This is a genomic window from Kosakonia sp. AG348, from assembly GCF_003337365.1.
Classification (GTDB): Bacteria; Pseudomonadota; Gammaproteobacteria; order Enterobacterales; family Enterobacteriaceae; genus Kosakonia.
On sequence record NZ_QPJR01000001.1, the window covers coordinates 385,911 to 407,245 of the forward strand.

Genomic DNA, 21,335 nt, shown 5'->3' on the forward strand with positions numbered 1-21,335 from the left:
TGTTGCCTTTTTCCCATTATCCTTCCTCGATTTGAACCGATAAGAAGCCTGTGTTTCGCCTTCCCTCTGCCGCTGGCGAAGCAACAAAGATTTGGTAATATCGATGCCGAAAACAGCATAACTTGATATAACGGGACGACGATGAAAGCGGAAGAAAACATACTTGAAAGTTGGTTAAAAAATCATTATACCGCGATGTTTTTTATAAAATCGGTATGTGGTGCATTATCTCCATTATCTCGTTTTATATCGCAGGAAAAACAGCGAATTTTGATATTGCAAATTATCTGCTTAGTTTTCTGGATAAAAGTATGCCGCAAATTAATTACGGCTGGATGGTGTTATGTATTATTATCCCGATCTCATTTTTCATGAAAGATATGGAAGCAATGAAACCCGACACATGGGGAATGGACACCCTGCGAGGCAGGTTTGGCGCAGCCCTGCGCAAAGTGACCAGCGACCTGCTGCTGTGGTCCGCCGGGATTTCTACCGCATTACTGACAACATCATTAATTGCACTGGCGATTCTCTTTTACAGAGAACCTCAAGTGACCTATAAAAGCCTTGCGCAAATCGCATTTGTATTAACGGTATTATTCATTTTCTTATTTGCCAATATATGGTGTTATTTCATATTAAAACGCAACAACGCTGTGCTCTTTTCTATTATGAATAGTCAGCGTGGAATAAAGTTAGGACATCTTGTTATTATTCTGTTGTGTTTGTACGCTGCGCATAAAATATCTGTCGATATCGACAAAAAAGCAACAACGGAACAATCGCAGCCCAAAACCTCTTAAAACGCCAGACGAAACCATATCGCCCACAGCACATAAACGCCTCCTGCTAAAAAGCAGAGCCCGTAGGCCAATACAATCCCCGCTTCGCGACGCAGGTAGAACTTAAGCGGGTTGCGGTGCAGATTCGCGGCGTTATAGGTTTTATGAAAATGCGTCATCTGTTGTGCACCTTTGCTGATAAGCGCAAAGAAAAAACTCACCGTTATGATCATCGCAAACGCCATATAACACTTTAAAAACAGCCTGAGACCGGTAAGCACCCACGGACCGGAGTCTCTGCTAACACCCGCAACGCCGTGCTTTTTCAGCATAATGGCAGCACCGCTCAACATCAGATGCACAAGCAAAAAAAGGGCAAAATGTTTCGCATTGGTGGCAAAGGTATTTTTTAAAGTGATACCAAAGATCCAGGCGAGAAAAGCTGCCACGGATATTAGCCACATTACAGTGTCTAAAAACATTTTATTCCTTTTCAATGGGTTGTTTGAATTACCTATTTTTGCATTAATACTAAAGCAATCGCCAGCGCCGTGTTTTTCATTGTGCTCTTTTTTAACCATTACCCGACACCGAAAGGAGCTCCCTGATGCTGATTTACAACGTTTTTGGCCGTTATATTGGGGTAAAACGCGTGGCGGATGGCTGGCACGTGTTCCGCGTGGACAGAAACGAAGGCAAGCATTCGCGCCTTTATAACTTCATCGTTCCGAGTGAATTAAGCGAAGCGGAAATCCCCGGCTGGTTGGGGGATATTTTCCATGAGGCCGCAACGGAACAACATCCTGATGTTTTTCGCGTGGAATAAAGGAGCAGAAAATGTGTGCACAGTGGTACAGCCAAAGCTCGTTCGATGTGCGTCTGGAGTGGGGTTTAACTGCAGCGGAGCAGCTGGCGCAGGAAGCCGATTGTGTGGTGATTGTCGACGTGATGTCGTTCTCCACGTGCGTTAGCATCGCCACTGATAACCAGGCGCTGATTTACCCATGGCCATGGAAAGATGCGAGCGCGCAGCGCTACGCACAGGAAAACCATGCCGACGTCGCCAGTTTTGACCGCACCTTTGCCGGTGGGAATTACACACTCTCGCCCGCCTCGTTACTGCATATTCCCGCCGGACACCGGCTGGTGCTCCCCTCACCTAACGGTTCCACGCTTTCGTTTAAAGCACGCGATTGCGGCGCAGCGGTGTTTAGCGGCTGTTTTCGCAACCGACTGGCGACCGCGAAAGCTTGTGCAGGCTTTGAGCGCATTTTGCTGATCCCGGCCGGGGAACGCTGGCCGGATGGTAGCCTGCGCCCGGCGCTGGAGGATTATCTGGCGGCAGGTGCCATTATTGCCGCACTTGGCAAGCGTAAACTCTCGCCTGAAGCGCAAGTGGCAAAGGCCGCATTTCAGGGCGGTGACTTCAGTGCTCTTCATTACTGCGCATCCGCCAGTGAACTCCACGCCCGGGGTTTTTCAGCGGACGTAGAACTGTGTCTCGCGCTTGACGCAAGCCATCGCGCCTGTGCATTAATCGACAACGCGTACCGCTCATTGCCCGGCGAGACGCCCAATCATTAAGCGAATAGCTTCGCGGCTCAGCGGCTCGCGATCGACCACAAAATGCAGCGTCATCCCTTCGATAAACGCATCCAGCGCACGTGCCGTCATCGGTTCGAACCAGTGCTCCAGCATGGTCTGGCTGGTGCGCATCCAGTCTTGCATCACACTTTTCAGCGTGGGCTGGCGGCTCATAAACGCATACAGCTGGTACATCAGCTCCATATTGCGCGCGGTGGTCACCTGGGCGCTGTAAATCAGCTCGGTTAGCGCCTCACAGGCTTTTGCCTGACTGTCAACGCCGTCGAAAAAAGCGGCATATTGCGCCGACATCTGCCGGGTAAACAGACTGAAAGCCTCTGCTAATAATGCATCGATACCGGAAAAATAATAGGTCATTGAGCCCAGCGGCACATCCGCACAGCTGGCGATTTTACGGTGCGTCACCGCCTGAATCCCGTGTGCGGCAATGGTATCCAGCGTCGCTTGCAGAATGCGGTCACGCCGCTGCGGGTCGTTGGGTCTTCGGGTCATAGATCCTCTCACTCATTTATGTACAAATGTACACTTGCTTGCTAGTGTTGTCTTATCTTTTCCCTCTTTGCCGTGACGTTATGACTGGAAATGCTTCGCGAAAAGCCCTGCAACATCGCTTGTGGGCGCTGTTTACCTTCTTTTTTATACCGGGGCTATTAATGGCCTCGTGGGCTACACGAACGCCCGCAATCCGCGATATTTTATCGGTTTCCACCGCTGAAATGGGCGTGGTGCTGTTTGGCCTGTCGGTCGGTTCGATGAGCGGCATTCTCTCCTCCGGTTGGCTGGTGAAGCGCTTTGGCGCGCGGAAAGTGATCCGCGCCAGCATGTCGTTCAGCGTCATCGGCATGGTGGTGCTGAGTATCGCATTGTGGCTGGCATCTCCACTGTTATTTGCCGTTGGTCTGGCTCTTTTCGGCGGCAGCCTGGGGGCGGGCGAAGTGGCAATGAACATCGAAGGCGCGGAAGTCGAGCGTGAGATGGGCAAAACCGTGCTGCCAATGATGCACGGTTTTTACAGCTTCGGCACGCTGGTCGGCGCAGGCATTGGTATGAGCGTTACCGCTGTTGGCCTGGCGGCCAACTGGCACATTCTGGCGGCGGCACTGGTGGCGATTGTTCCCATCATGCTGGCGATTTCCGCCATTCCGCCTGGCACCGGCAAAGACTCCGCCGAGGAGAAAGCGCGCGCGAAAAAAGGGCAACCGTTCTGGCGTGATACCCAACTGTTGCTGATTGGCGTGGTCGTGCTCGCCATGGCGTTCGCTGAAGGTTCCGCCAACGACTGGCTGCCGCTATTGATGGTGGACGGGCACGGCTTTAGCCCGACGTCCGGCTCGCTGATCTACACCGGTTTTACCCTTGGAATGACCGTCGGGCGATTTATCGGCGGCTGGTTTATTGACCGTTACAGCCGCGTCACAGTGGTGCGCGCCAGCGCGTTGATGGGTGCGCTGGGCATCGGGCTGATTATCTTTGTTGATAGTGCATGGGTGGCGGGCTTCTCGGTGATTTTGTGGGGGCTTGGTGCCTCGCTCGGTTTCCCGCTGACCATTTCCGCCGCCAGCGATACCGGCCCGGACGCGGCAACCCGCGTCAGCGTGGTCGCCACCACCGGCTACCTGGCGTTTCTCGTTGGCCCGCCGCTGCTCGGTTTTCTCGGCGAGCACTACGGCCTGCGTAGCGCCATGCTGGTGGTGATGGGGCTGGTGCTGATTGCCGCCGTGGTTGCCCGCGCGGTCGCCAAACCGGCTCCGGAAACACAGGCTGAAACCTGCTGATTACGCGGCGGCGCTGTTAATGCGCGCCGCCCTATCCTTCCAGCGAATTCCCCACTCGTTTATCACGCAGAAATACCACCATCAAGCCCAGCCACAGTACGCCATTAGCCAGGTTGAAGAGGCTGAACAAGCCATTGCCGCCGCTTAGCCAGGCGTGTTTACTGATTTCGATACCGACGGTAAAGATAAACATCTGCAACATGCCCATTGCCGCCGAAACGGTGCCTTTACTCATGTCGCTGGCAAACAGGGTCAGACGCACCAGCCCGGCATTCGCCAGCCCGATACCAAAGGCGTAAAGGCTCAGCCCGGCGGTCATCCACAAATAGGCATGCGAAGAGGCAACTGTCGCAACAGCCGCCAGCAGCAACCCGGCCGCGATAGGCCAGCCACCCATAATGATCAACGCGCGCACAGTGCGCCGTGAAGTCAGTCGCGCCAGTACCAGGTTACCGATAATCAGAGCGCCAAAAATCGGCACCTGCAACAAGCCGTATTCATAGCTACTCAGTTGCTCGCCGCTGATGATGATAATCGGGGACTGGGCAATCCACGCCAGCAAAGGCAGGCTGACAAAGCCTGTCGCCAGCGCCCCGGCGACAAAACGCAGGTTCTTCATCACTTCGACGTAGTCGCGCCACAAGGCTTTAAAGGAGAGCTTTTCACCCAGCCGCGTGGCGGTCTCCGGCATTGCCCGTTGCAGGCCAACAAAGGAGAAAGCCGCCAGCAACGCGAAAAGGACAAACATTCCCTGCCACGGCGCGGCATGCACCCACGCAGCGCCCACCAACGGGCCGAGCAGCGGCGCTATCAGCGCCACGTTTGCCATCAGCGCGGTGATTTTTATGCACACCGCTTCTTCGAAAGATTCCTGGATCGCCGCGTAACCTACCGCGCCAATAAAGCACAGGCTAATACCCTGCAAAAAGCGCAGTAACGTGAATTGCTCAATGTCCTGCGCCAGCAGTGTTGCCAGGCAAGTAACGATAAACCACACCACGCCGGTCAGCATCACCGGGCGGCGTCCAATGCGATCCGACAGCGGCCCCAGCAGCCACTGCAAAAACATGCCGCCCGCGAGGTAAGCGGTCATTGACGTTGGAACCCACTCAATGCCGGCGTTGTACTGCTCCACCACGGCCAGCATGCCGGGCTGGATCATATCGTTGGCGATATAGGTGGAGAATTCGTAAAGCACCAGGCAGAGAGGAAACAGTAGCGCCCGTCGTCCCAGACGTTGGCCCGTTAAGGAATGGTTTTGCATGCAATCTCTTCATCTATGAAAAATCGCGCAGAGTGTAATCAAAGCCGCTTTGCAGCGATAGGAAATTTTCAGTCACACAATAAATAAAGCACATTTCAGTTCGTTTAAGGTTCACTTAAGTGCACCGCCGTACTATACGTCTTCCGTGCTTTACTCCAGGAATCGTCTAACTCTCAGATGAGTAAGACAAAACCGCTTTACCGTTAATCATGCCGCTTTTAAGGTGGGCACTTTCGCGTCAATTTTGCTTATTTCATCAAAGAGTAACAAACGTATGTTAGAGAGCCTGAATTACACCCTGTTTTACTGGATTAACGCCACGCCAGACTCTCCGCGCTGGCTGATTGCGTTTGCCGATTTTGCCGCCAGCGATTTGATTAGCATCGTGCCGCTGTTAGCCGTTGGCCTCTGGTTATGGGGTCCACGCGAGCAGGTCAACGCGCAGCGCCAGCTGGTAATTAAAGTCACGCTGGCGATGCTGGTCAGTCTCTGTTGTTCGGCGTTGTTGGGGCATTTTTTCCCCCACGATCGCCCCTTTGCCGATCGCGTGGGCTACAACTTCCTGCACCACGCACCGGACAGTTCTTTCCCGAGCGATCACGGCACGGTGATCTTCACCTTTGCGGTCGCTTTCCTTGCCTGGCACCGTTTGTGGTCGGGCGCGCTGTTGATGGTCATCGGTCTGACCATCGCCTGGTCACGCGTTTATCTTGGCGTGCACTGGCCGCTGGATATGCTCGGCGCGCTGCTGGTTGGCATCGGCGGCTGTTTGTCGGCGCAAATCCTCTGGCAAGGCTTTGGCCCGGCGCTCTACCACAGTGTGCAACAACTCTATCGTGCCTGTTTCGCCATGCTGATTCGCCGCGGCTGGGTACGTGACTAAGCCCTGAGGCAAAGGTAATATGAACGCCCTGCTCAATGCAGGGCTTTCTTTTATTCAGGGGAATTATGGAAACAAGACGCGACGAACGGATAGGCCAGCTGCTGGCGGCGCTCAAGCGCAGCGATAAACTGCATCTAAAAGAGGCGGCGACGCTGCTTGGCGTATCTGAAATGACCATTCGCCGCGATCTCAGCGCCAACAGCGCGCCGGTCGTGCTGCTGGGCGGTTACATCGTCCTGGAGCCGCGCTCCGCCAGCCATTATCTGTTAAGCGACCAAAAAAATCGTCTGGTAGAAGAGAAGCGCCACGCGGCAAAACTTGCCGCCGGGCTACTTAAAGCGCATCAGATGGCCTTTTTCGATTGCGGCACCACCACGCCGTGGATCATTGAAGCCATTGCGGACGATCTGCCCTTCACCGGCGTCTGTTACTCACTGAACACCTTTCTGGCATTACAGGAAAAACCGCAGTGTCGCGCCATTCTCAGCGGCGGTGAGTTCCACGCCAGCAACGCCATTTTCAAACCGTTGAACTTCAACGAAACGCTGAACAATCTGCGCCCGGATATCGCCTTTTATTCGGCGGCGGGCGTGCATGCGCAGCAGGGCGCGACCTGTTTTAATCTGGAAGAGTTGCCGGTAAAACACTGGGCGATGGCCTGCGCGCAATACCACGTTCTGGTGGTGGATCACAGCAAGTTCGGCAAAGTGCGTTCGGCCTGCATGGGGCCATTAAGCCGTTTTGATGTGCTGGTCAGTGACTGTCGCCCCGACGAGGCGCTGGAGAGCGAAGCAAAAAAACACCAGCTAACGTTGCTCTATTGACCGTGCCCGGCTGGGCACGGTCGAGGTTGTATCAGGAGAACCAGCCGCCAAACCACTGATGAAATTTCAGCAACACAAAATCCCACATCCGGCCAATGAAACCGGCCTCTTCCACCGCTTCCATCACCACCAGCGGACGTTGCTCAATGGTTTTACCGTTCAACTGAAAATCGATGGTGCCCACCACCTGGCCTTTAGCCAGCGGTGCCTGCAGTTCCGGCTGCGTTAAGGTGTAGCTGGCTTTTAGGTTATTTAATTGCCCCTTAGGAATGGTGATAGAGCCTGTATCGCCCGCGCCAAGTTTCGCTTCGCTCTCATCGCCAAACCACACGCGCTGGCTGACAAACGTCGCGTCAGGCTTGATAGGCGTAACCGTGTCGAAGAAACGGAAACCCCAGGTGAGCAATTTTTCTGACTCATTAAAACGGATGCGGTCGGTTTTCGCGCCCAGCACCACAGAAATCAGGCGCATATCGCCTTGTGTCGCCGAGGCCACCAGGTTGTAACCCGCGCCATCGGTGGTGCCGGTTTTCATGCCATCCACGTTCATGCTGGTGCTCCACAGTAACCGGTTACGGTTCGGCTGGCGGATCTTATTGAAGGTGAACTCTTTTTCTTTGTGAATGGCGTACTCATCCGGCACATCACGAATCAGTGCTTTGCCGAGCAGCGCCATATCACGCGCGGTGCTGAACTGACCCGGCGCATCCAGCCCATGTACCGTTTTAAAGGTGGTATTGGTCAGGCCGAGTTTTTGCGCGTAGCTGTTCATCAGGCTGACGAATGAGTCCTGACTGCCCGCCACAAAATCTGCGATGGCGATACTGGCATCGTTGCCGGACTGGATAATCACGCCTTTGTTGAGATCGGCCACGGAAACCTGATCGCCGGGTTTCAGGAACATCAGCGAAGAGCCACGCAGCGCCGGGTTGCCGGTCGCCCAGGCGTCTTTGCCGACGGTCACTGTATCAGTGAGATGAATTTTTCCGGCTTTCAGCGCCTGGCCAACTACATAGCTGGTCATCAGCTTCGTGAGGCTGGCAGGATCAAGCTTCTCGTCAGCGTTGCCTTCTGCCAGCACCTTACCGCTGGCGTAATCCATCAGGATCCACGCCCTCGCATCGACGGTAGGCGCACCCGGCGTTTGTTCCACCGCGTACAACGAAGGGGAGAAAAGCATCAACAGCGCAGAGCCCGCAACCAGGCCGCGAAGGGATAAAGAGAAATGCGTCATAGGGGCCACCCGAGTATCCATTCAAAAACGTCACAACACCGTGCCGCAACAAACGGTGAGTAATAGCGCACAAACGAAACGAAAAAAACCGTCACTGGGTAAAGTTTTTAAAGTTTACGCAATAACAGCGTGTTGCGCTCCGTTTGTGCTGAATATTTATCCCCTAAATCATTCGTGTTGCACCTCGCGCGTTGAGCCGTGCTTGCGCTGGCGTCGAAGGAACGACGCTTACGAAGAAACCGGTAACAAAACCCGCACATCTGCAACTTGAAGAATGTCGGAGATTGGCACACGATGAATGTCACACCGACACTCATTCACACCACTGAGGTAAAAATGATAACGCTATGGGGCAGAAATAACTCTACTAACGTCAAAAAAGTTCGCTGGCTGCTGGAAGAGCTGGAATTACCGTACCAGCATATTCTGGCGGGCAGAGAGTTCGGCGTGAACCATGAGCCTGAGTATCTGGCGATGAACCCGAATGGTCTGGTGCCGCTGCTACGGGACGATGAAACCAATGTGGTGCTGTGGGAGTCCAACACCATCGTGCGTTACCTGGCGGCGCAGTACGGTCAGGGCCGTTTGTGGGTCGACTCCCCTGCTGAGCGTGCGCAAGGGGAAAAGTGGATGGACTGGGCGCTGAGCACCCTGTCGCCAAAACATGGCCCACTGCTGCAGGGGCTGGTGCGCACCGCGCCGGAACAGCGCGACAACGCCGCGATTGAAGCCAACAAAAAAGCGCTGGATGGGCTGTTCGCGATGCTCGACGATGTACTGGCAAAGCAGCCCTGGCTCTCAGGGGAAGCGTTTGGCTGCGGCGACATCGCCGTCGGCCCGTTTATCTATAACCTTTACAATATCCCCGGGTTAAGTTGGGCACCGCACGCCAACCTGCAACGCTGGTATGCGCAATTGTGCGAACGTCCCGGCTTCAAAAACGCGGTAATGATCCCGGTGACCTGAACCAGTTTTTAACCGGTGGCGCTGATGTTATCGCCTGCTGTTGACAGCAAACGCGCCGGCGCCATCCGGTACACCCACGCGGCAATCTATAAAGTCTGGCAGCCAGCAGCAAAGACGCTACTCCTCTTCGCCCTCGCCATCCGCAAACAGTGGATCGTCTTCTAAGGGAACCAGGCTACTTTCATCCCATTCGATCTCATCCGTCGCGTAGTCAATACGATCCACTTCGCAGCACTCTTCCAGCAGCGCTTCGGCCTCATCAAGAAGCTCGATTGCATCCTGATAAAAGGCCATCACGTCAGGTTCGGCCACTTCATCATTATTTATCGCGTCGAGTTTATGGATAGCAAAATCGATATTTTGCAGAGTCTCCTGCAAAAGCGTCACCTCTTCGCCAAACTCCATACCCGAAATCACCGCAGCATGATCATCACTCAGCGCATCATCCCGCTGAGTAAAAGCGTAACCGGCTAAGCCAGATTGTCTGGCGACCGACAGAAATGATTGCGATCTTTTCTTTAAAAAACTTGCCCGTTCTAACGACAGCCCCAACTGCTCAGTGGCGACATTATCCATCATACCCATCTCGTAAAGTGATATAAGATTTCCGCTACAGCTAAATCATTAATTTTCACATGGCTTGCATGCGGTACTGAACCGAAACACGCCGCAGCAATACCGGGACGGTTTCTATATATTGAAAGCAGGTGCTAATGGCGTGACTCATTTCTCTGGGGGAGCTGGAGTGTAAATAATCATCCAGTGTTATCAACGCACATTCATAGGTAAATAAAAAATCGGTCAACTCTGGCGGATATGGCTGCAGCGTCAGTTCAACGCGAAGTTCATTATACAGCGACATCAATTTTTTCAGCGCAAAACAGGCGTCCGTTCTTTTATTTTCAAAAGCATGTTCATTCAATGCAGGTTTGATAATGGCAAGTAGCGAACGATGAACGTTGGTATATTTTGGATTAAGAAACATGAGTCACCTCTGACATCATTAAATTTGCCAGCGTCTACACCCGGCGTTTTCATTGATGATTAAGCGCAATAAAACGGACTAATCCCAAATTAAAGACACAGTAATAGGGCTGAGAGACAAACACTTTTCAAAAAAAGAATGTTTGTATCTCAACATATGTTCATAGCCAGCGATCACGAGGCTGTGGTTACCGCGTAATTAAGTCAATAAAATCATTACAGCGTATTCAGCCTTGCGTTAATTCTGCCGCCAACGTCGCTGCCAAAACTATAATATTTTTCCTTCATAATATCGCCTTCACGCACCATCATGAAAACCCGACGGGATAAATTATTATTTTTGATATTAATATATTTTATACTGTTGTGATCGTTACCGAGCGTTGAAAGTTTTGGAAAAAACGAGACATTATCCGAATTTTTTACCATATATCGGATAGTTTCCAGATCGTTTGAAATACTCCGCGCATGGTTGAGGATCTCTTCGCTGCCAGGTTCAAGATTGAGATGTTCTGGCATCGATTTGGTCATAATAAGTTTATGTTTTTTCAACTCGCTGAGATCAATCACTTCTTGTTTCGACAGCGGATGGCTGTTGTTTACGCCCAGCACAAATTGCTCTTCATAGAGCTGAGCCTCGAGGAAGTTATCGTTAGCAATCGGCCCTATCAGCAGCCCCAACTGTAATTGCCCTTTCCCTAACATACTCAGCAAATTATCTTCACTGACTTCATGGAGCTTGATCTCATTATCCGGAAATTTTTCTTTGAAGGCGCTGAACAGGTCTTCATATATATACGACCCAAGCGTCGGGGTTACACCAATATTGATAACGCCAACCGGTTGAAAACGTAGCCGCTGCGCTAACTCATGCAGGTTATGCACCTCTCGAAGAATATTTTCGATCAGTGGCAACAAATGCAAGCCGATCGGCGACAGGCTAAACCCTTTACCTTTGCGGTGCAGCAATGGAATGCCTAATTCCTCTTCCAGTTTTTTGATTTGAATGCTCAGGGTGGGTTGAGAAACATCGCACTCCTCAGCCGCCTTTTGAAAATTCATATGTTTTATCAACGCGACGAAGTATTCCAAATCTTGCGTTCTCATAACGTCAACTCTCCCGTGTGCAGACAAAAAACACAGAAACACCACACAATATAAGCCTTTTATGTTTCAGCCAGGGCAGCAAACACGACCGGGACTGATGCGTGATTTTTCGTGCTAAATTTAATTTAAGTGCCATCTCCGGCACAACTATTCAGTTATTTGTTATATAAACAACGCAATATTCTTTCTAATCAGTAATCGAAATTCTGGCGCAAAACTTTAATTGTTAATTCATATCATCAACCGCTTAATAGGATGCAACGATGCAATAATGTTAGAATTTGCTTTTAGTACCCACATTATGGGCAATATTTAACCTTTCAGGACAAATAACGTTGAAGACAACCACCTGATTAAATATGAGCCTAGCAGCATCCTGGCGTCAGGAAAAGCGAATTTACCTGCATTAAAGTTACAAAAAATATTCTTTCCAACAAACAATTCAACAATACTTAATTGTAGTTTAGCAATGCTAAACTAGTCTAATGCAGTTATTCTTATTTCTCACTAACCTATGCGAAATTATGATCGAATCAGCCTATAAGCATTATTAAAATAGAATGCATCAGCGGCAATTTAAATATATTTAAAACCACTATTAGTTATAAAATCATCATATTAAATAGCTTCTTTTATAAAAATAAACTATTAGGCATTTAAATTTAAAGTTTTATTCCCCTTGGACGATATCCATTTCGCCCAGCGATATTGGGCAATACTCATAGATTACTTCTATATTTCTGGAGAAATGAAATGGCCGTTATTAATACCAACACGTTGTCTTTAATGACCCAAAATAACCTGAGCAAATCTCAGTCTTCTTTAGGCACGTCTATTGAGCGTCTGTCATCCGGTCTGCGTATTAATAGCGCAAAAGATGATGCTGCTGGTCAGGCAATTGCTAACCGTTTCACGTCAAATATTAATGGTCTTTCCGTTGCGGTGCGTAACGCGAATGACGGCATTTCACTGGCGCAGACTACCGAAGGCGCACTGAGCGAAGTGAATAATAACCTGCAGCGTATTCGCGACCTGACTGTGCAGGCGCAGAATGGCTCCAACTCCGCGTCCGATGTTGACTCCATCCAGGCGGAAGTGAACCAGCGTATGGAAGAGATCAACCGTATTACCACCCAGACCGATTTTAACGGCCTGAAAGTGCTGAATACCGGCTCGGGCGACAGCCAGTATAATTTCCAGGTTGGCGCGAAAGATGGCGAAACCATCAGCATTACCGTGAGCAGCAGCGACGCGTTCAACCTCTACAACACCACCGGTGCGACGGCCGCAACAACAGGCCAGATCGTCAACGGCAGCGCACGTTCTACTGACGCCCATGGCTTTGATGTGCTGCAGGGCGTTGTCAGCTCCGGCGGCACCACCGACGGTAATCCGCTGGCCGATCTGGATAAAGCCATCAAAGCCGTGGATACCGAACGCAGCCTGCTCGGTGCATCCCAGAACCGTTTTGAATCAACCATTTCCAACCTGAACAACACCGTGAACAACCTGTCGGCAGCGCGCAGCCGTATTCAGGATTCTGACTACGCGACAGAAGTGTCTAACATGTCCCGTTCGCAGATCCTGCAGCAAGCTGGCAGCTCCGTACTGGCGCAGGCTAACCAGGTTCCGCAGACCATGCTGTCCCTGCTGCGTTAAGTTGTGTGAAATCCGCTTACCTCCTTCAGAGCGGATTTCAAAGATGTCATTCCTTGACTAACACCCGCTTTGTCATGAGGGCGGGCTTCATTGAGCATAACGAATTTATTTTTCTTTTTTATCCCGCATATGTTGATGGCATTGCGGGATTTTTTTATTTAAAGGCGTGCGTTTGTTATGCGAGATAAACAGCCAAAAAAAGTGAATGCAATAGAATTGCATTCACCAAAATAACAATTAGAGGATATCAATAAGCACAACAACGAGGGTGAAGCACTAACAAAATAAATTATAGACCAAGGCTATTCAGCAATTCGTCAATATCTTGCTCGGCTGCCTGCGGGGCTGTCGGATCAGCGCTGGCTTGCTTGATTGTCGCGCGCCCTTCTCGCGGTACGTTTTCTAACAGCACGTTCAGGAATTCTTTCTCAATATTTTCCAGCAACGCCATCATGCGCACAATAATCCGCGCCGTGGTATCCGGGAAATCTTGCGCCATCATAATTTCCCGCAGCCAGGATTTGCTGGCTTCGGTGCGCGTCGGCACAGAGCCCAGCCAATCATGCGTGGCGCGGGCAAGCGCCATCGTCTCATCGATACTTGCGGCTTCATTATGTTGCTGCCATTGCGAAAGCAGCTGGCTGGCTTGCTGGCTCAGTTGCTCCTGCAGGGGTTGTGTCAGTTCGATATAGGTGAGCGTCTTACCCGACGCCTGCGCCGTAAGATCGACTACATATTGCAAACGACTGCGCGCGTCAGGGATGGAGTTAGCCAGTTCAGCAATGGTGATATCGTGGCCTAATTCACGCAGGCTGCTTCTTAACATGCGGGTGACGTTACCAATGCGGGAAATCAATTCATAAATATCCGTCGACGTACCCGAAATACCTTGATGATGCATTATTACCTCTCCTTTAACGCATACTCTAAGATATTCAGTTATCGGCAATCGCTGCTGGCACTTAAATAAAAAAGAGCCACATAACCAAACGCTATAAAAATAAAAAATTCGGCATTTGTTTATTTAAAAATAATTAGATGAAAACGTTTATAGGAAAATAAAATATAGCTTTTATCTGTTAACGCCAGAACGGAAAATACCTACGACTAATACGCAGAATGAAGAAAGGGGAATATCCCCTTTCTGCTTCAGGAGGCCGGGCTAACTTTCCACAACGCGCCGTCGGATTCATCGGTCAGAACATAGAGATAACCGTCCGGCCCAACGCGAACATCGCGAATACGCTGCCCGCGATCGCCGAGAATACGGCCATCTTCCGTCACCTTGCCACCCTGCACGCTCATGACGATGACATTTTTATCTTTCAGCGCGCCGATAAACAGTTTGTTTTTCCACTGCGGGAAAACGTCAGCGTTGTAAAACGCCATACCGCTGACCGCCGGGGATCGTTTCCAGTAAAAGATCGGCTGCTCGGTTCCGGCGACAATCTCCCCTTTCGCTTCCGGGATCTTCAGCCCGCTGTAGTTGATACCCCAGGTGGCAATTGGCCAGCCGTAATTTTTACCCTTTTGCGGAATGTTGATCTCATCGCCGCCGCGCGGGCCATGCTCGTTGAGCCACAACGCGTTACTCCACGGGTTGATTGCCATTCCCTGCGGATTGCGAATACCGTAAGACCAGATTTCCGCTCGTGCCCCCGCTTTACCGGCAAACGGGTTATCCTGCGGCACCTTGCCCTGGTCCGTCAGCCGCACCAGCTTGCCCTGTAATTTATCCAGATCCTGCGCCGTCGAGCGCTGGTTATTCTCGCCGAGCGCAATCCATAAATAGCCTTTACCATCAAACACCAGCCGACCGCCAAAATGGTTACCGGTAGAGAGTTTCGGCTGCTGGCGAAACACCGTCCGGAAATCGTCGAGGCGTTTAAAATCCTCGCTAAGACGGCCATACCCGACCGCCGTTCCGGCTTTATCATCCTGACCGGCCTCGGCGTAGCTCAGCCACACCCGGCGCGACTGGGCAAAATCCGGTGCCAGCGCCACATCCAGCAAGCCCCCCTGCCCGTGCGCCCAGACTTCGGGAACGCCAGTAATCGGGTCGGAAATGCCCTTATCTTGTTGCCATAAACGCAGTTGCCCGCCGCGCAGGGTAATCAACATGCCGTGATTATCAGGCAGAAACGCCAGCGCCCAGGGGTGATCGAGTTTGGTTTGCAATACATCGACTTTCACCGCAGCAGGTGCGGCGCACACCGAGAGGGAGAGAAACAGAAAAAGCAGCGGGATCTGGCGCATACGGCGCTCCTTTATGCAGTTTTTTATTCTGATGAAGGGTAGACCGCGCAGCGCGGGCAGAAGCGACTTTTACATTGCCTATACACAACCGCATGCGCAGCGCGGGTGTTGCAGTAAAACCGGCGGAGCAACGTCGAGGAGGCAGGCGCAGAAAGGGGGAGTTTCCTCCCCCTGGTATCAGGCTTCTTCGAGCGGTGAATGCTCGTTCAGATACTGAATGCAGTAATTAAGCACATTCAGCGAACGTTCCAGCTTGTCGACATTCACCGAAATATAGGTGGGACAATCCTGTCGCCCGCTCATCAGACAAACAGCTGCTGAGGAGAGCGCTTCCTCGGCGCGGTATATCGCACTACGTGAGTCGCGATCCGGCATTTCGTTTAACCGTTCGCCTTTATCGCGGATCTCCAGCGCCAGGACAAAGAAGCGTTCACGCAGACGATCATTTTCGCTGACCGACATATACCCTTTCGCTTTTCGCATCTGGATATAGGCCGCAAGGTCACTTCGGGCAGCAATCAACTTCGTCAGCAGACGACGCGCAAGTTCATCAACGGTCATACATCTTCCCCCCTTGTCAGCCAGTGTAGGATCATAGTATGGTCGCTTTTTGAACAAAAGCATGCGTCCGGTCAATATTTAATTTTATCTGCCGGACCTTTACATTTCACTTAAAGTAAGCCACGCCAGCCAACCACCGTGATCGGTGATGTCCCGCGCCTCCAGCAATCCATAATTTTCACAAATGAATCAGTTAACTCGCTCTATCTCACCCGCCGCTCACTGATCCAGACTGACCCCATCACGCCCCCGCACGACTGTTCTCACCCTTACGCGTCTGCCGCCATGCATTACGCTTTATCCCGGGTGTTTGCCGCCCGCTAATATCATGAGTGACCGCGATGCGCTGGCACGCATCTGCCGGTGGTCAGAAAGCATTTGTCTGGTGTATTGTTTTTAAACGATTAATTACACGAATGGACACCTGCAACATGCTTAAAATTCTTGGCAAAACGACATCGATCAATGTGCGAAAAGTACTCTGGACCTGTGAAGAAGCCGGGCTGGATTATGTGCAGGAAGATTACGGCAGCGGTTTTGCCTCCACCGAAACGGATGAATTCCGCGCCATGAACCCTAACGCGATGGTGCCGGTACTGATAGACGACGGTTTTGTATTGTGGGAATCCAACTCGATTTGCCGTTATCTGGTGCGTAAAGCCGGGCGTGAGGATTTGCTTCCCAGTGAGCCGCAAGCCTGCGCCAACGTTGAACACTGGATGGACTGGCAGGCCACCGAGTTCAACAACGCCTGGCGTTATGTCTTCCCGGCGCTGGCACGCAAGAACCCGGACTTTAACGACCCGAAAGCCATCGCAGCAGGCATCAAAGAGTGGAATCACTGCATCGGCATTCTGGAGCAGCAATTGCAGCGCACCGGAGCATTCGCCGCAGGTGACACCTTTACGCTGGCGGATGTGGTGCTGGGGCTGTCGGTCAACCGCTGGAAGATGACGCCATTCGACCACCCGCCGGTTCCTGCCATTGACGCCTGGTTCGCGCGGTTAAACCAGCGCCCGGCATTTCTGCGCCACGGCAATAATGGCATGGTGTAAAGCGATGCCATCCCAGGCGAAAGTTATCCGCGATTACACGTCGGCGTATCCCGATCCGATTGCGGTCGGCAAAGGCGAACGCGTACTGATAAGTCATTGCGATTTGCAGTGGCGCGGCTGGGTGTGGGTGACGTTAGCCTCAGGAAAAAGTGGTTGGGCGCCGCAGCAGCTTTTCGCACCGCTGAGTGCGTATGAAGGAACAGCGCTTGATGACTATTGCGCCCATGAACTCACCGTGCGTGTCGGGGAAACGCTCACGCTTATCAAGGCGCTTAATGGTTGGTACTTCGCGCGAAAAACGGATGGAGAACAGGGTTGGGTGCCGCAGGAGCATATCAGGCTGAAGGATAAACAGAGGGAAGAAAATGACAAGAGAGCGCTATAACCTGTCGGTTGCGGTATTTGTATTGCTGCGAAAAGAGAAGCAGATTTGCATGCTTAAACGCACCGGAACAGGCTGGATGGACGGTTGCTATAGCTTACCCGCCGGTGGTCTGGAGCAGTACGAAACGCTGGGGGCAGCAGCGGCACGGGAAGCCAACGAGGAGACGGGCGTGGTAATCGCACCGGATGATCTTCAGCTGGCGCATACGCTGCACGTCTGGACAGAGAATCGCTCGTGGATGGGCCACTTTTTCAGTTGCACACGCTGGCAGGGCGAGCCGTTTATCGCCGAGCCGGAGAAACATGGCGATTTATGCTGGTACGCCATTGACGATTTACCTGAAAACACGATTGGCTATGTCAAACAGGCGATTGCGCAGATCGCCGCCGGGCAACCCTATTCAGAATACGGATGGTAAAACGCGGCACTCAGCGCCCGATTTTAGCCCGTAGCACTTTAACGCTGCGGGCTAAAAACCAGGCGATAACCAGCACAATTGTCACCAGCATTATGGTGCCTGGTGGATCCATGCCCCATTCGTAGGTATCGGTAATCATGTGGTGTCGCCAGAGCAGATCAAACAGCCAGTCCGATGACCATTGCCAGAACTGGTTAACCGGCTTGATGACAGCGCTAATAAAAAAGGCGAGCACCACATACAGCAGCCCCGCCAGAATCTTAATGATTGCCCTGCGCATCGTTTTTCCCTTTCCGGTGTTAGTAAACCGGCCGTTTTTACCAGCGCGGGAACGGCATAGCAATGGCAACACGGTGTTAACCGCATTGTCCATTTTTACCGCGATGGTGCAGGCGCGCTACTCTTTAGTCGGGTTATTCCTGCTCTTGTAGATATCCGGGCGGGCAATCGTCCACGTGTAATCGGGCCGGTTAACAGGTTCATAACCCGCCTGCGCGTACAGCCAGGGCGCGGTGGAAGTAAAGAGAACAATCCGGCGAAGTTTTTCAAAAACCGGATGCGCATGGCAGCAGGCGATTAACCATTTTCCCAGTTTTTGCCCCTGATACGCTTCCAGCACATACACATCACACAGGTAGGCGAAAGTGGCGTAATCGGTCACTAACCGGGCAAAACCTATCTGCGCATCACCATGAAACAGACCGAAATTAAGGCTATTTTGCACGGAGATCGCCACCGTTTCCCGGTCAATCCCCACCGCCCATGTTGATCGCGTCAGATAACGGTGGATCGCTGCAATATCCTGCTTTTCGGCGTCGGTTGTTACCAGGTAATTCTCTTTGCGCCATTCCTGAACGTCGAAACTTGCCATAACCCTGCCTTTATCACGTGAGGAAAACGTTCAAATTAGCATGAATTTTGCGCACCGGTGAGCGCGAGAAAAGACGAAAACCAGGGGCTTTTTTACCGGGCAAGCGAAGCGCATAGTAATAATTTATATCGTGCAGGGGTAAACGAACGTTGCCCGATGCCGATAACATAGCTGCCACCAACCGCTTCATTTACAAGGAAGATGTCATGAAAACCTATGTGTTCTACTCCAGTGACATTGCCGTGAATGTCTATGAGAAAAAAACCTTGTCCGCCGAAGAAGTGCGGCAGCTTAAAGCTGATGGCTTTCACAAAATGCCATTTGAAACCCAGGCGGAAGACGAAGCGCAGGCAATTGATCTCATGCTGGCGCATTTCAAAGAGAACCTGGAAGCGCTCGAAGAGTTCACCAAAGACTGGTGTATTCCCGCCACCATTTTCGACGCGATTTATGCATTGAGCTAAACCGCTGAAGGCCGCATTCGCGGCCTTTTTTACTCTGCTTCAGAAAGCGTCTCACCGGACACATGCAACAGCGCCGAGTGCATCGAGGCGGCAAACATCGCGCCGTGCGTCAGGCCGGGATAAAGCCGGTAAGTCGCCGGTATGCCTCTGCTACGCAGGCATGAAACCGTCTGGCTTAGGGCAGCTAACACGTCCGAGGTGGCGTTTTCGTCCTGCGTTTTTCTGTCGCCGTCGCCTTCCATAAACCACACTGATTTCTGGCGGCTCTGCGCTGTGTTGACACGCTCAAGTGCGCTCAGTAGTGCAGCGTTATTACGATCCAGCGAAGGGACGGCTGAGTAGAATGTGTGAAAGAAATCGGACGACAGAAAACTCTCCAGCACGAACAGTCCCCCGTAAGAGTGCCCCCACAGCGCCCGCTTTTGCGGGTCGATAGCGAGATCTTTTTCAGCCTGCGGGGCAATGGTCTGCTCCAGTAACCTGTGGAAAACCGCGCTACCACCACCGGTTCTGCCGCGCAGATTCTGCGGGCTACTTTGCGTTGCGGGCGTGTAGTCATACGCTCTGGCGGTTAACTCAAACGGCAGATCGGTCTGATAGCCAATCGCCACCAGCACGGGCGGATCGCGCTGCGACAGTTTTTGCAACAGCTCATCGGATAACCGGTCCATCACCGCGTTGCCATCCAGCAGATAGAGCACCGGATAACCACTGGCGGGCGGCTTTTTATTCGGGATGGCGGTCCACACTTTGTAATGGCGCTTGCCGTCGGCGGAATCAAAAGTATTAACAGTGAAATGATAAAACGCAGAGCCTTTATCGGCGATATTCGGCCCCAACGGCGTCATGTCCGGGCGAGCATAACTGTTCGCCGCGCAGAGCAACAGCAGGAGTGCCGCCAACTGGCGAGTCACTGCGCCAGGGGTCGAAAAACCGCCTGCGTTAAACGAGCTTAACCGCAGGAATATGAAGCCATTTTTAAATGAACGCGTGAACATTATCCTTCCCTGGTACAAGAAATTCATAACGAAGTTAATGCGAATCATTATTAATTGCAACCAAAAGGGCCGTTGTTGCGATTTCGCCTGATAACGGCAACAGGCTTCTTATCTGGAAACAAAAATCATACTTTCGTATGAGAAAACTTTGCACCGCAGCGTCTGATAATTCAGTCATACTCCTGCCTTCTGGATCGTTACCATGCGAGCGATACTCCCACTTCTGTTGCTCATGTTATGTAGCATTATCAATCAGGTGGGTGCGCGTGAAACTGCCATCGTCAGCAATGACGGGTTAAATATTGAGCAACTCCAGACCGATGATTTACTGAAAAAGCACCCGTTTGATAAGGGAATAAAATCAGCGGAACATGAATCAACACTGTTCAAACTGACCATCCGCAACATGCAGCAGGAGGGTATCAACCAATACCCCACGCGTAACGAAGACAACAAAATCGTCATGGAGAAACTGCATTTACCGCCAGGCAGCATTGCGGAAAATACGCCTGACTGTAATTCGGCAACGGTGAATTATTATCGTACCTATGGTGATAAAGAATCGGCGCAGTCGGTTATCAGCCGCTGTCAAAAAAAGCTGGAAAAGAATAACGTTGAGACATTTCCCTATGCCGCCAAATTTATTCCTTCGGTTGTTTATCTGCGTTCGTCATTAGAAGCGTGCAGCGGCTTTTTAATCAATAACACCACCGTTGTCACCGCGGCGCATTGTAATGTTGATACGGCTTATTTTAGTAACGGCGAATCGAGAAAAGTCAGTAAACAGAATGGCAAAGTGTGTTTTCAAACCGAGGGCAGTTATTGTGATTATGCTGTTTTAACGGTTGATAAAGTAAATATTGCCTCGCCTCCTGTTCAGTGGCAACAAGCCGACGTTAATGATGAATTATGGATACCGGGCGTTGCTATTTCTTCCCCTGATAAGATCCCCGACAATTATCAGGCCGCTAATATGGCAGCAACCGATAACCAACAAAATAAAAGCTGCAAGGTGGTTTATATCAATGATAACTGTCTTATTCATTTGTGTACGGTGCTCCAGGGCTTTTCCGGTGCGCCCATCGTCAATGTGACGAAAAGCAAAACGGAAAATAGCGTGGTTATAAGTGGCATCCATATTTCATCGGAACAAACTCTTAGTAAAAACATGTGCAAATTGAACATCGAAAAATTACTGGCTAATTACGCTGTACCGAAATCAAAACTGCCCTTTTAAGAGGTGA

26 protein-coding genes are annotated in these 21,335 nt (G+C 51.4%); 13 read left to right on the forward strand and 13 right to left on the reverse strand.

The window, feature by feature from the left end; all coding sequences use genetic code 11:
- Positions 1-170: 170 nt before the first annotated feature.
- Positions 171-803, forward strand: coding sequence for a hypothetical protein (locus DFO56_RS01985; RefSeq protein ID WP_045506548.1), 633 nt, complete (start codon positions 171-173; stop codon positions 801-803).
- Here the strand turns inward: DFO56_RS01985 and DFO56_RS01990 are convergent.
- Entirely contained in the window at positions 800-1,363 is a 564-nt protein-coding gene (locus tag DFO56_RS01990; RefSeq protein ID WP_052679778.1) for a hypothetical protein, read from the reverse strand. The two genes, DFO56_RS01985 and DFO56_RS01990, sit on opposite strands and share 4 nt — an antisense overlap.
- Before the next feature lie 26 nt (positions 1,364-1,389).
- Here DFO56_RS01990 and DFO56_RS01995 point away from each other — a divergent pair, with 26 nt between their 5' ends.
- Together DFO56_RS01995 and DFO56_RS02000 are read left to right on the forward strand one after the other, a co-directional pair.
- Positions 1,390-1,608: a hypothetical protein gene (locus tag DFO56_RS01995; protein WP_045506545.1), complete on the forward strand. Its 219-nt coding sequence runs from the start codon at positions 1,390-1,392 to the stop codon at positions 1,606-1,608.
- Between the two features lie 11 nt (positions 1,609-1,619).
- Entirely contained in the window at positions 1,620-2,366 is a 747-nt protein-coding gene (locus DFO56_RS02000; protein WP_045506542.1) for a 2-phosphosulfolactate phosphatase, read from the forward strand.
- Here DFO56_RS02000 and DFO56_RS02005 read toward each other — a convergent pair.
- Complete coding sequence (locus DFO56_RS02005) at positions 2,337-2,879, reverse strand: TetR/AcrR family transcriptional regulator (protein WP_045506539.1); 543 nt, start codon at positions 2,877-2,879, stop codon at positions 2,337-2,339. The genes DFO56_RS02000 and DFO56_RS02005 overlap by 30 nt on opposite strands.
- Positions 2,880-2,959: 80 nt before the next feature.
- Here DFO56_RS02005 and DFO56_RS02010 point away from each other — a divergent pair, with 80 nt between their 5' ends.
- On the forward strand, positions 2,960-4,162 hold the full coding sequence (locus DFO56_RS02010) for an MFS transporter (protein WP_044489599.1): 1,203 nt from the start codon (positions 2,960-2,962) through the stop codon (positions 4,160-4,162).
- Positions 4,163-4,193: 31 nt separating this feature from the next.
- Here DFO56_RS02010 and DFO56_RS02015 read toward each other — a convergent pair whose 3' ends face one another.
- On the reverse strand, positions 4,194-5,426 hold the full coding sequence (locus DFO56_RS02015; RefSeq protein WP_020457178.1) for an MFS transporter: 1,233 nt from the start codon (positions 5,424-5,426) through the stop codon (positions 4,194-4,196).
- A gap of 274 nt (positions 5,427-5,700) precedes the next feature.
- On the opposite strand from DFO56_RS02015, the gene ybjG reads away from it, so the two are divergent.
- Positions 5,701-6,309 (forward strand): undecaprenyl-diphosphate phosphatase, encoded by a 609-nt coding sequence (gene ybjG, locus DFO56_RS02020; RefSeq protein WP_017456076.1) that lies wholly within the window; start codon positions 5,701-5,703, stop codon positions 6,307-6,309.
- A 65-nt stretch (positions 6,310-6,374) separates the two neighbouring features.
- A complete protein-coding gene (deoR, locus tag DFO56_RS02025; protein WP_020457177.1) occupies positions 6,375-7,133 on the forward strand; it encodes a DNA-binding transcriptional repressor DeoR in 759 nt (252 codons plus the stop codon).
- Between the two features lie 31 nt (positions 7,134-7,164).
- Here deoR and dacC read toward each other — a convergent pair whose 3' ends face one another.
- Positions 7,165-8,367: a serine-type D-Ala-D-Ala carboxypeptidase gene (gene dacC / locus DFO56_RS02030; protein ID WP_045506529.1), complete on the reverse strand. Its 1,203-nt coding sequence runs from the start codon at positions 8,365-8,367 to the stop codon at positions 7,165-7,167.
- Positions 8,368-8,703: 336 nt separating this feature from the next.
- On the opposite strand from dacC, the gene DFO56_RS02035 reads away from it, so the two are divergent.
- A complete protein-coding gene (locus DFO56_RS02035) occupies positions 8,704-9,333 on the forward strand; it encodes a glutathione S-transferase family protein (RefSeq protein ID WP_020457175.1) in 630 nt (209 codons plus the stop codon).
- Positions 9,334-9,450: 117 nt separating this feature from the next.
- Here the strand turns inward: DFO56_RS02035 and DFO56_RS02040 are convergent, their stop codons facing one another.
- The 3 genes from DFO56_RS02040 to DFO56_RS02050 form a co-directional block, all read right to left on the reverse strand.
- Positions 9,451-9,912, reverse strand: a complete 462-nt coding sequence (locus DFO56_RS02040) for a hypothetical protein (protein WP_233500361.1) — start codon at positions 9,910-9,912, stop codon at positions 9,451-9,453.
- A gap of 52 nt (positions 9,913-9,964) precedes the next feature.
- A complete protein-coding gene (locus tag DFO56_RS02045; RefSeq protein ID WP_045506526.1) occupies positions 9,965-10,318 on the reverse strand; it encodes a hypothetical protein in 354 nt (117 codons plus the stop codon).
- Between the two features lie 215 nt (positions 10,319-10,533).
- Positions 10,534-11,424: a LysR substrate-binding domain-containing protein gene (locus DFO56_RS02050; protein WP_020457172.1), complete on the reverse strand. Its 891-nt coding sequence runs from the start codon at positions 11,422-11,424 to the stop codon at positions 10,534-10,536.
- A gap of 753 nt (positions 11,425-12,177) precedes the next feature.
- On the opposite strand from DFO56_RS02050, the gene DFO56_RS02055 reads away from it, so the two are divergent.
- Positions 12,178-13,083 (forward strand): flagellin, encoded by a 906-nt coding sequence (locus DFO56_RS02055; protein ID WP_020457171.1) that lies wholly within the window; start codon positions 12,178-12,180, stop codon positions 13,081-13,083.
- Positions 13,084-13,372: 289 nt separating this feature from the next.
- On the opposite strand, the gene DFO56_RS02060 is transcribed toward DFO56_RS02055, so the two are convergent.
- The 3 genes from DFO56_RS02060 to DFO56_RS02070 all read right to left on the reverse strand — a co-directional run bounded on the left by DFO56_RS02060 (position 13,373) and on the right by DFO56_RS02070 (position 15,900).
- Positions 13,373-13,984, reverse strand: a complete 612-nt coding sequence (locus DFO56_RS02060; protein ID WP_045506523.1) for a protein phosphatase CheZ — start codon at positions 13,982-13,984, stop codon at positions 13,373-13,375.
- A 248-nt stretch (positions 13,985-14,232) separates the two neighbouring features.
- On the reverse strand, positions 14,233-15,339 hold the full coding sequence (locus DFO56_RS02065; protein WP_045506520.1) for a PQQ-dependent sugar dehydrogenase: 1,107 nt from the start codon (positions 15,337-15,339) through the stop codon (positions 14,233-14,235).
- Between the two features lie 177 nt (positions 15,340-15,516).
- Positions 15,517-15,900, reverse strand: a complete 384-nt coding sequence (locus DFO56_RS02070) for a biofilm formation regulator BssR (protein ID WP_045506517.1) — start codon at positions 15,898-15,900, stop codon at positions 15,517-15,519.
- 431 nt (positions 15,901-16,331) lie between these two features.
- Between DFO56_RS02070 and DFO56_RS02075 the strand changes: the two genes are divergently transcribed.
- From DFO56_RS02075 to DFO56_RS02085, 3 genes are read left to right on the forward strand one after another with little or no spacing between them, the layout of a single operon-like run.
- On the forward strand, positions 16,332-16,955 hold the full coding sequence (locus DFO56_RS02075; RefSeq protein WP_044489818.1) for a glutathione S-transferase family protein: 624 nt from the start codon (positions 16,332-16,334) through the stop codon (positions 16,953-16,955).
- Positions 16,942-17,340, forward strand: coding sequence for an SH3 domain-containing protein (locus DFO56_RS02080; RefSeq protein ID WP_233500362.1), 399 nt, complete (start codon positions 16,942-16,944; stop codon positions 17,338-17,340). Before DFO56_RS02075 ends, DFO56_RS02080 begins: the two co-directional genes overlap by 14 nt.
- Positions 17,321-17,758, forward strand: a complete 438-nt coding sequence (locus tag DFO56_RS02085) for an NUDIX domain-containing protein (protein WP_045506511.1) — start codon at positions 17,321-17,323, stop codon at positions 17,756-17,758. The genes DFO56_RS02080 and DFO56_RS02085 overlap by 20 nt, the downstream gene beginning before the upstream one ends.
- Before the next feature lie 10 nt (positions 17,759-17,768).
- On the opposite strand, the gene DFO56_RS02090 is transcribed toward DFO56_RS02085, so the two are convergent.
- Positions 17,769-18,038 carry a hypothetical protein gene (locus DFO56_RS02090; RefSeq protein WP_045506508.1) on the reverse strand — a complete coding sequence of 90 codons (270 nt, stop codon included), beginning with the start codon at positions 18,036-18,038 and terminating at the stop codon, positions 17,769-17,771.
- A gap of 117 nt (positions 18,039-18,155) precedes the next feature.
- Positions 18,156-18,629, reverse strand: coding sequence for a GNAT family N-acetyltransferase (locus tag DFO56_RS02095; RefSeq protein WP_045506505.1), 474 nt, complete (start codon positions 18,627-18,629; stop codon positions 18,156-18,158).
- Between the two features lie 206 nt (positions 18,630-18,835).
- On the opposite strand from DFO56_RS02095, the gene DFO56_RS02100 reads away from it, so the two are divergent.
- Positions 18,836-19,093 carry a hypothetical protein gene (locus DFO56_RS02100; protein WP_045506502.1) on the forward strand — a complete coding sequence of 86 codons (258 nt, stop codon included), beginning with the start codon at positions 18,836-18,838 and terminating at the stop codon, positions 19,091-19,093.
- A 29-nt stretch (positions 19,094-19,122) separates the two neighbouring features.
- Here DFO56_RS02100 and DFO56_RS02105 read toward each other — a convergent pair whose 3' ends face one another.
- Entirely contained in the window at positions 19,123-20,091 is a 969-nt protein-coding gene (locus DFO56_RS02105; RefSeq protein WP_082071742.1) for an alpha/beta hydrolase, read from the reverse strand.
- Positions 20,092-20,293: 202 nt separating this feature from the next.
- Between DFO56_RS02105 and DFO56_RS02110 the strand changes: the two genes are divergently transcribed.
- Positions 20,294-21,328, forward strand: coding sequence for a serine protease (locus DFO56_RS02110; protein ID WP_233500363.1), 1,035 nt, complete (start codon positions 20,294-20,296; stop codon positions 21,326-21,328).
- Positions 21,329-21,335: the final 7 nt, after the last annotated feature.

Coding starts and splice junctions, on each gene's coding strand:
- DFO56_RS01990 (WP_052679778.1), bottom strand. CDS start 1,363: ATGGTTAAAAAAGAGCACAATGAAAAACACGGCGCTGGCGATTGCTTT.
- DFO56_RS01995 (WP_045506545.1), top strand. CDS start 1,390: ATGCTGATTTACAACGTTTTTGGCCGTTATATTGGGGTAAAACGCGTG.
- DFO56_RS02000 (WP_045506542.1), top strand. CDS start 1,620: ATGTGTGCACAGTGGTACAGCCAAAGCTCGTTCGATGTGCGTCTGGAG.
- DFO56_RS02005 (WP_045506539.1), bottom strand. CDS start 2,879: ATGACCCGAAGACCCAACGACCCGCAGCGGCGTGACCGCATTCTGCAA.
- DFO56_RS02010 (WP_044489599.1), top strand. CDS start 2,960: ATGACTGGAAATGCTTCGCGAAAAGCCCTGCAACATCGCTTGTGGGCG.
- DFO56_RS02015 (WP_020457178.1), bottom strand. CDS start 5,426: ATGCAAAACCATTCCTTAACGGGCCAACGTCTGGGACGACGGGCGCTA.
- ybjG (WP_017456076.1), top strand. CDS start 5,701: ATGTTAGAGAGCCTGAATTACACCCTGTTTTACTGGATTAACGCCACG.
- deoR (WP_020457177.1), top strand. CDS start 6,375: ATGGAAACAAGACGCGACGAACGGATAGGCCAGCTGCTGGCGGCGCTC.
- dacC (WP_045506529.1), bottom strand. CDS start 8,367: ATGACGCATTTCTCTTTATCCCTTCGCGGCCTGGTTGCGGGCTCTGCG.
- DFO56_RS02035 (WP_020457175.1), top strand. CDS start 8,704: ATGATAACGCTATGGGGCAGAAATAACTCTACTAACGTCAAAAAAGTT.
- DFO56_RS02040 (WP_233500361.1), bottom strand. CDS start 9,912: ATGATGGATAATGTCGCCACTGAGCAGTTGGGGCTGTCGTTAGAACGG.
- DFO56_RS02045 (WP_045506526.1), bottom strand. CDS start 10,318: ATGTTTCTTAATCCAAAATATACCAACGTTCATCGTTCGCTACTTGCC.
- DFO56_RS02050 (WP_020457172.1), bottom strand. CDS start 11,424: ATGAGAACGCAAGATTTGGAATACTTCGTCGCGTTGATAAAACATATG.
- DFO56_RS02055 (WP_020457171.1), top strand. CDS start 12,178: ATGGCCGTTATTAATACCAACACGTTGTCTTTAATGACCCAAAATAAC.
- DFO56_RS02060 (WP_045506523.1), bottom strand. CDS start 13,984: ATGCATCATCAAGGTATTTCGGGTACGTCGACGGATATTTATGAATTG.
- DFO56_RS02065 (WP_045506520.1), bottom strand. CDS start 15,339: ATGCGCCAGATCCCGCTGCTTTTTCTGTTTCTCTCCCTCTCGGTGTGC.
- DFO56_RS02070 (WP_045506517.1), bottom strand. CDS start 15,900: ATGACCGTTGATGAACTTGCGCGTCGTCTGCTGACGAAGTTGATTGCT.
- DFO56_RS02075 (WP_044489818.1), top strand. CDS start 16,332: ATGCTTAAAATTCTTGGCAAAACGACATCGATCAATGTGCGAAAAGTA.
- DFO56_RS02080 (WP_233500362.1), top strand. CDS start 16,942: ATGGCATGGTGTAAAGCGATGCCATCCCAGGCGAAAGTTATCCGCGAT.
- DFO56_RS02085 (WP_045506511.1), top strand. CDS start 17,321: ATGACAAGAGAGCGCTATAACCTGTCGGTTGCGGTATTTGTATTGCTG.
- DFO56_RS02090 (WP_045506508.1), bottom strand. CDS start 18,038: ATGCGCAGGGCAATCATTAAGATTCTGGCGGGGCTGCTGTATGTGGTG.
- DFO56_RS02095 (WP_045506505.1), bottom strand. CDS start 18,629: ATGGCAAGTTTCGACGTTCAGGAATGGCGCAAAGAGAATTACCTGGTA.
- DFO56_RS02100 (WP_045506502.1), top strand. CDS start 18,836: ATGAAAACCTATGTGTTCTACTCCAGTGACATTGCCGTGAATGTCTAT.
- DFO56_RS02105 (WP_082071742.1), bottom strand. CDS start 20,091: ATGTTCACGCGTTCATTTAAAAATGGCTTCATATTCCTGCGGTTAAGC.
- DFO56_RS02110 (WP_233500363.1), top strand. CDS start 20,294: ATGCGAGCGATACTCCCACTTCTGTTGCTCATGTTATGTAGCATTATC.